This window comes from Streptomyces erythrochromogenes (assembly GCF_040684695.1).
GTDB classification, from domain to species: domain Bacteria; phylum Actinomycetota; class Actinomycetes; order Streptomycetales; family Streptomycetaceae; genus Streptomyces; species Streptomyces erythrochromogenes_C.
On sequence record NZ_JBFBGM010000007.1, the window covers coordinates 164,275 to 172,564 of the forward strand.

The 8,290-nt window shown below is 70.2% G+C and carries 2 protein-coding genes and 1 pseudogene; 1 reads left to right on the forward strand and 2 read right to left on the reverse strand.

The features are described from left to right. The coding region (locus tag AB0O53_RS14150; protein WP_365195510.1) for a P-loop domain-containing protein at positions 1–4,145 on the reverse strand (4,145 nt) is incomplete at its 3' end. A gap of 203 nt (positions 4,146–4,348) precedes the next feature. Further along, on the reverse strand, positions 4,349–5,224 hold the full coding sequence (locus AB0O53_RS14155) for a hypothetical protein (protein WP_365195512.1): 876 nt from the start codon (positions 5,222–5,224) through the stop codon (positions 4,349–4,351). 655 nt (positions 5,225–5,879) lie between these two features. Here AB0O53_RS14155 and AB0O53_RS14160 point away from each other — a divergent pair. Then, positions 5,880–8,290: pseudogene (locus AB0O53_RS14160) on the forward strand (hypothetical protein); the annotation flags it as partial.

Below are 8,290 nucleotides of genomic sequence, written 5' to 3' on the forward strand. Positions count from 1 at the left end.
GTGACGGTGCCGACGGCCCGGACCGCGCTGGTGTGGCCGGTGAGGCTGTGCAGACGCTCCCCGGTGACCAGGTCCCACACGACCACGGTGCCGTCCCCGCTGGCGGTGACGGCCAACGGGATGCCACCCAGGCCGATGACGGTGCCGACGGCCCGGACCGCGCTGGTGTGGCCGGTGAGGCTGTGCAGACGCTCCCCGGTGACCAGGTCCCACACGACCACGGTGCCGTCCTCACTGCCGGTGACGGCCAACGGGACACCGCCCGGGCCGATGACGACGGCAACAACCCGGAACCAGTAGGTGTGGCGGGTGAGGGTGTGCAGGTGCTCCCCGGTGACCAGGTCCCACACGATCACGGTGCCGTCCCCACTGCTGGTCACGGCCAACGGGACACCGCCCGGGCCGATGACGGTGGCGACGGCCCGAATCTCCCCCGTGTGGCTGGTGAGGGTGTGCAGACGTTCGCCAGTGGCCAGGTCCCACACGATCACGGTGCTGTCGTTGCCGACGCTGACGGCCAGCATCGTGTCCGTGCTGCCATCACACCTTGTGGTGGCGATGGCCTGGATCCAGTCAGTGTGGCCGGTGAGAGTGTGCTGACCTTCGTCGGTGGCCAGGTCCCACACGATCGCGGTGCCGTCGTCGCTGGCGGTGACGGCCAACGGGACACCGCCCCGGCCGGTGATGGTGGCGACGGCCCGGATCTCCCTGGTGTGGCTGGTGAGGCTGTGCAGACGTCCCCCTGTGGCCAGGTCCCACACGATCGCGGTGCTGCGGTTGCTAGTGGTGACGGCCAACGGGACACCGCCCCGGCCGGTGATGGTGGCGACGGCCCGGTTCTCCCTGGTGTGGCTGGTGAGGCTGTGCAGACGTCCCCCTGTGACCAGGTCCCACACGATCAGGGTTGTGCTGTCGCTAGGTGCCGTGAGGGCCAACGGGACGCCGCCTGGGCCGATGACGGTGGCAACAACCCGGATCTCCCCCGTGCGGCTGGAGAGGGTATGCAGTCGTTCACCAGTGGCCAGGTCCCACACGATCACGGTGCCATCCCCGCTGGCGGTGACGGCCAACGGGACACCGCCCGGGCCGGTGACGGCGGCAACAGCATGGAGCATGTAGGTGTGGCTGGTGAGGGTGTGCAGGTGCTCCCCGGTGGCCAGGTCCCACACGATCACGGTGCCGTCCCCTCTGCTGGTCACGGCCAACGGGACACCGCCCGGGCCGGTGACAGCGGCAACAGCATGGATCACGTAGGTGTGGCTGGTGAGGGTGTGCAGGTGCTCCCCGGTGACCAGGTCCCACACGATCACGGTGCCATCCCCACTGCTGGTCACGGCCAACGGGACACCGCCCGGGCCGATGACGGTGGCGACGGCCCGAATCTCCCCCGTGTGGCTGGTGAGGGTGTGCAGACGTTCGCCAGTGGCCAGGTCCCACACGATCACGGTGCCATCCCCGCTGGCGGTGACGGCCAACGGGACACCGCCCGGGCCGATGACGGTGGCGACGGCCCGAATCTCCCTGGTGTGGCCGGTGAGGGTGTGCAGACGTTCGCCAGTGGCCAGGTCCCACACGATCACGGTGCCATCCTCACTGCCGGTGACGGCCAACGGGATGCCACCCAGGCCGATGACGGTGGCGACGGCCCGGACCGCACTGGTGTGGCCGGCGAGAGTGTGCAGGCGTGTGGTGCGGCCTCGATGGTCGGTGGCCCAGCGGGGGACGGGACTAGGGGGGGCGTTGTCGACAGGTGTGCGGGCGAGGGCTTGCGCGAGGTGGGGTTGTTGCCATGCGGCGGCATCCAAGGCGAGGAGACCACGGCGGGTTTCGGACTGCTGGCGGCCAGCGTGGTAGGCGGTGGTGGTGCGGTAGATGTGGGCGTGCAGGCGGGCCCGGTCGGTGGTGGCGTGGTGGAGGCGGGGGGTGAGGGTGTCGGGTTCGGCATGGACGAGGAAACCCGGGTCTTCGAGCAGGTGGTCGAGGGCTGTGTTGCCGGCAGCGGTGGCGTGGGCTGCGGAGTGGCGGAGGAGGTAGGGGTCGGCGAGTTCCCAGTTGCGGGCGCCCTCGGTGTAGGTGGGAACGGTGGCTAGCAGCGCGTGGTGGACGGTTGTGGCTGGGGTGCGGGAGCGGGTGTGGTCGGTGAGTGCTTGGTGGAAGTAGCGGTAGAGCAGTCGCTGGTCGGATCCGGGGGTGGTGCGCAGGTAGAACGCGGCTTTGCGCAGGGCTCGGCGAGTGTCGGCGGGTTGGGGGACGGTCCGGTCGGGGGGTTGGTGGGTGAGGGCGAGGTGATGGATGAGGTCAAGGGGCAGACCGTCGCCGTGGCCTTGGCCGACGGCCGCGAGGACCGGGGTGATCCAGGGGTCGCTTGCCGCGAGAGTGCGGGTGTGGAGGTCGAACACGTCAGTGATGGCGGTGGGGGGCTGTGCGGGGGCGGCCGGGTTCCCGGTGCCGGCGGGGGTGGTGCGCAGGTGGTCTGCGTAGAGGTTGGCGATGAGGAATGCGCCGGTGCCGCTGTGGTGTGCGAGGTGGTCGGCGATGCGGCGGATGTCTTCGCGTGAGTGGCGGCGGGGCAGGAGTCGGCGCAGGTAGCGGTCGAGGTCGTCGGCGAGGGTGCGGCGGTCTTCCTCGGTGGCGGGGTCGAGGTCGAGTTCGCTGCCGGGGTGGTGGTCGAGGTGGGTGCGCATTGGGGTGAGGGTGTCCCACCAGGGGCGGGTGCCGAGGAGGATGCGGCAGCCCGGCTGGTTGGTGTGGGTGGTGGCGAGGGGGAGGAGAAGTTGGTCGCAGACGGCTGCGGGGTCGATCGCTTCGTCGAGGGCGTCGAGGACGAGGAGGACGTCGTCGGTCGCTGCCAGTTCTGCCACCAGTCGGCTGGTGTCGGACGGTGCGGTTTCCACCGCCGGGTGGCGGTCGGGGTCGGGGTGTTGGTCGTGTAGTTGGCGGTGGAGGGAGTGGGTGATCTGTTGCAGGGTGAGTTGGCGGGCGTGGACCGCGAGGACGGTGGCGGGTTGGCGAGGGTCGAAGTGGTCGACGACGCCAGCGATGAGGTCGCCGACGGGTTCCAGGTGGGGGTGGGTGAGGCAGGCGGTGACGCCGAGAAGGGCGGATTTGCCGCTGCCGGGGCCGCCGGTGACCACCAGCATGCTCGGTCGGTCGCTGCCTGGGGGTTGGGCGATCCATTGCTGGATGCGTGCGAGTTGGGAATGGCGGCCGGAGAAGTGGATCGCGTTGGCGGTGGGGTTTCCGGCGGCGCGGGTGACGAAGTGGAGGGGATCAAGGCCGGGTGCGCTGGCGAGGGCGAACTCGCGCAGCAGTGGGTTCATGGTGGTGAGGAGGGCGGTGAGGGGGTCGGTGGTGTGGTCGGGATTGGGGAGGAAGGGGGGCTGGTGGTTGTCGTGGGCGAGGACTTGGGGGGTGTGGACAACGTGCTGGCCGCGGCCGGCTGCGGGGTCAGTACGGGCGAGTTGGCGGTGGACGGCGGCGGCGAAGGTGGGTACCGGGACGTGTGGCAGTGCGGGGTTGATGTCGAGTTCATGGTCGGCGAGCCGGTTGAGGACCTCGGCGGTGGCGGTGGTGAAGCGCGCGCCGGAGGTGATCTCCCGGTCGCCGCAAGCGGCGATGATCCACACCTTGCGTGGTCGGTCCTGAGCGCGACTGGAGGCGATGTCGGCGAGCTGCTGGAGGGTGACGGCCTGGCCAGCACCGCACACGTCCAGCAGGAGCAGGACGGGGCGGCCGCTGTCGTCGGCGGCGTCGTCGATGAGCTGGCGGACGTTCACGGCCGTTTTGGGCAGGCGTTCTGGGTCAGCGCCGGAGGTTGCGAGGTAGAGGACGCCTGCTGCGCTGATGTCTCCGTGGCCGGCGAAGTGCACCACCAGCAGCTCGTCCGGGTTGCTGCTCTCGTGGAGGGCTTGCCAGCGGCGGAGGAAGGCGTCTTTGTCGCCCTCCAAAAGGATCGGGCCGGAGGCGACGGCGCCGACGCGTTCCAGTGCCGTCGCGAGCTCTCGCAGCGCGGGCCCGACCGACGGCAGCGGGTCGAAAGTCTTCAGTCCTTTCCGCTGGTCCGCTTCGCTGAGTACGCGCGCGGGGAAGTCTCCGGCGCCCGCCACCAAACTCCTGACCACGGTTTCCCTTCCGTCCTTCGTCATTGATCCTTGCGGCGCTGCCGCCGGTCGGCCCGGAGCGGCGAGGGTGGGCCCGCAGCGACGGTCACACCGATCGGGGCCGGCCGGGCGCGTCGACGGGCTCGACCGCCTCTCCTGCGCACCACGTTGTTCGCGACCAGCCGCCCCTGTTCGTACGCGCGCCGGAGCTCCGCCGCCGCCCGTGCTTTCCCGCGCGGGCGGTCAGGTCAGATGAGGTAGGGGGCGGCGGCTGCGGCGATGAGGCCCTGGGCGAGATACTGGCCCAGGGTGTGGACGTCCCAGCCGAGGTCGCACGTCTCGTCCTGGTCGACGTCGAAGACCGCTCCGAGCTTGGGCGGGACGGCGACCGGGTCGCCGACGTCCGCGATGTTCACCCACCGCCCCACCCCGTCGGGCTTCGCTCCCCGTCCCGCTCGCAGCGGCGGGTCCAGGCGGCGGGCCAGCGCCGGCACTCGGAGCGGAGACCCGGCGGTCACCAGCAGTTCGACCTTGAGGTCGGGGTTCGCGTGGAGGGTCTCGTAGGTGACGTAGGAACCGAGAGAGTGGGCGATCACCACCTGGGGACGTTCGCGGCGGATGGTCTCGGCGATGCGCTCGCGCACCAGGTGCCTGCGTTCGGGCCAGGTGGTGTAGGCCTCCACCTCGCGCAGGTTCGTGACCACCGTGCGCTCGACCCGGCCTATGGTCTCCTCTCGCACGATCGAGCTGAGGCGTCCGCACCGCTCGTCCACCAACCATCCCAGCATCTGGATGAACGGCTTCAGGACCCGGAGCTGGGGGTCAGGCGGCAGCGGAGCACCGGCCGCTGCGAGCCATTCGAGGGCCTCGTCCTTCAGCACATCCGGGAGACTGTCGAACGTGTCGTCCGGCTCCGCCGACTGCGCCTGGTCGGGCAGCCGGGTGCGCAGAAGGTCCGCGTAGTACGCGAACGCCACCTGCGGAACCACCGTGCCGAAACCGGCCCTCCCCAGGCCTTCCGCCAGCCTCGGCCCGAACTCCGCCGCCTTCAGGGCCGCCGCCTGCGCAAGATCGGCCCCACGGACGTAGTTGAAGATCCCGTGCACCAGCACCACCGGCACCATCACTTGCCCCCTCCCCGGACCGGCATCCGCCGATCACGACCATCCTCTGCCTACCACTTCCGGCATCACCGGCACAGCCGAACATCCCCATTCGGTGGTGCCGTTGAGAAGGCAGCTCGGCCCGTGCAGCTGGAACCGCTGCCGCAGCCCCCTGAAGCACGCTGAGGGTGCGCGAGAGGATCGGCCGTCCGCAGTCACGTGCTGGCGGCGTACACGGACAAGCGCACCTCTTGGAGCGAGTGGAAGGAAGCCCTAGCCAAGCCAAATGGCACCTGCGCGGGCGAGCGGGTGTTGCACTGCGGGGGGCCTCGTCGGCCAGGATCGTGATGTCTCACGATCCTGGCCTGCCCTCCGTGTGGCGGAGTGCGGCTCTAGATGGGGTGCTCCAGGAACCATGTGGTGATGGCACGTAGGGTGCCGGAGACGGCCCCGGTCAGAGCTGCTCCTGCCAGGGCGAGTCGTTCACGGCGGGTCAGACGCGTGCGGGACATGTGTCCTCCAAGAGGGGACGTGGGCGGATGGGCAGCCAGCAGGCTCGCTATCCACACTGGGCACGTCGCGGTGATCGACTCCGAGTTGCGACAACGCCTGAGCGAAGCAGCGCAATTGTGCAGTTCGCGCTGTGCCGGCGGGCGGGAGTGGGGAGGATGGTCCGATGAGTGGCGACACCGAGGGCGGGCGGCCTGGCCCGCAGGAGAGTCCGAAGCGGCCGCGGGTGTTGAGGCGGCCGCTCGTGGGATGGCCGCCGCCGCTGCGCGACCTCAAGAGGTTGCTGTACCAGGTGTACCTGGCTGCAGGCGCGCCCAGCTTGGACGAGATCACCGGCGAGGTCGCCGCCAGCAACCTGGCGGGAGCCCCGAGCCGGGACACGATCCACCGTGTCCTGACCGACGGTGATCGGCCGCAGCAGCAGGCTGATGTGGTGGCTGTGGCAACGGTGCTGGCTCGCCGGGCGGCCTGGGATGCACCTGACCTGACGGCTCGGGTGCGTGAGCTCTGGGTGCAGGCCGGCATGGCCCAGGGGGCGGGGCGCCCGATCGGCGACTTCCGTGGGGACATGCGGCTCGTCCTGGACGGAGGGCTGGGAATCCATCCGGCGCTTGACACCGACGGCGCCCGCGACCGGTTCGGAGTCCTGCCCGGGTATGTCCTGCGGAACCACGACGCGCGCCTGAAGACGGTGGTCGACGCGGCGAAGGGCGGGCGCAGTGGTATCGCGGTCCTGGTCGGGAGATCATCCACGGGGAAGTCCCGCGCGCTGTGGGAAGCCGTTAGCGGATTGCCGGGCACCTGGCGGTTGTGGCATCCCCTCAGCCCTGAAGCGGCCCTGGCGACGCTGCAGGACGTCGCCCCGAGGACGGTGGTGTGGCTCAACGAGACCCAGGACTACCTGGATCCGGATCCGCTCGGCCGGCAGGTCGCCGCCGGCCTGCGGGAGCTGCTGAATGATCCTTCACGGGCTCCGGTGCTGGTCCTGGGTACGCTGTGGCCCGGGCACTGGGACGCCCTGACCACAAATCCCGAGCGGCACGCCGGTGCCCACGCTCTGCTCGGCGGGCACAAGATCGACGTTCCGGACGCGTTCATCCCGGCCGACCTTGAGGCGCTGGACACCTCCGACCCACGGCTCGCAGCAGCCTCCCAGCACGCGAAGGGAGCGCGGATCACCCAGTACCTTGCTGGCGTACCGTCGCTGATGGAGCGCTATGACGCAGCTCGTGGCGCCACGCTGGCTCTCATCCACGCTGCGATGGATGCCCGCCGCCTGGGCGCAGGCCCTCACCTTCCGTTGGACTGGCTCGCCGACGCCGCCCCCGGCTATCTCGACGAAGGTGACTACCAGGCGCTCGACCGCCACTGGCTGACCGAAGCCCTCGCCTACGTCACCAAGTCCGTCCACGGGATTCCCGGCATCCTCACCCTTGTCACGACCGACGGCCCCCGCAACCAACGCACCCGCCGGCCCGCTGTGAGCGGCGTCCCGACCGACCAGGCCGCCTTACACGCGCAGGGGCCGCAGTACATGCTGGCCGACTACCTCGAACAGCACGGCCTCCGTCACCGCGCAGGCGACATCCCCCCCATCGACTTCTGGAAGGCGGCCACCCACCATGCCCACCCGAGCGACCTGACCACGCTCGGGCACGCCGCACAGCATCGCGGCCTGCTCCGTGACGCCGCCCAGTTCTACAAAAGGTCGACCGCTCATAGCGAGGGCAACGCCGCGGGGTTGTTCCTTGTCCTCCAATTTCCGGAATCCCCCATCGACCATCGGCCGGCCCAATGGGTCGTCACCCACCTTGCTGTCGTCCAACCAGCTCTGGCTGCAACGCTGTTGAGCTTCATTCGGGGCATGATGACGGGCGAGCAGATCGCGGCGCTGGCCGAGCGGGCTGCCGCGCACGTCCTCCTCGACGACCGGGAGGGCCTCAATTTCCTGCTGGAGGCCATGCGGGAGGCTGGAGCGGCCGAGCAGGTCACCCTGCTGGCCGAGCGGGCTGCCGCCGACGTCGTCGTCGACGATCCGTCTGACGTCGTCATGCTGCTGGGGGGCCTGGGGGAGGCTGGGGCGAGCGAGCAGGTCACCGCTCTGCTGGCCCGGGACCCCGCGTCCCACGTCACCCTCGACCATCCCAGGGCCATCGCCGCGCTGCTGGGGAGTCTGGCGGAGGTCGGGGCGAGCGAGCAGGTCACTGCTCTGCTGGCCCGGGACCCCGCATCCCACGTCACCCTCGATGCCCCGAATGACGTCGCCTGGCTGATGGAGGTCCTGCGGGAGCTCGGGGTGGACGAGCAGGTCACCACCCTGCTGGCCCGGGACCCCGCCGCCCACGCCGACCTCGACAGCCCGTACGACGTCGCATTGCTGCTGGAGGCGTTTCGGGAGGTCGAGGCGGACGAACAGACTGCCGTTCTGGCCGAGCGAGCCGCCGCCCACACCGACCTCGCCAGCCCGGACGGCGTCGTCTTGATGCTGGAGGCGCTACACAAGGTTGGGGCAGGTGCGCAACTCACCGTTCTGGCCGAGCGAGCCGCCACCGGCGCGGCCCTCGACGACCCGGACAG

Coding starts and splice junctions, on each gene's coding strand:
- AB0O53_RS14155 (WP_365195512.1), bottom strand. CDS start 5,224: ATGGTGCCGGTGGTGCTGGTGCACGGGATCTTCAACTACGTCCGTGGG.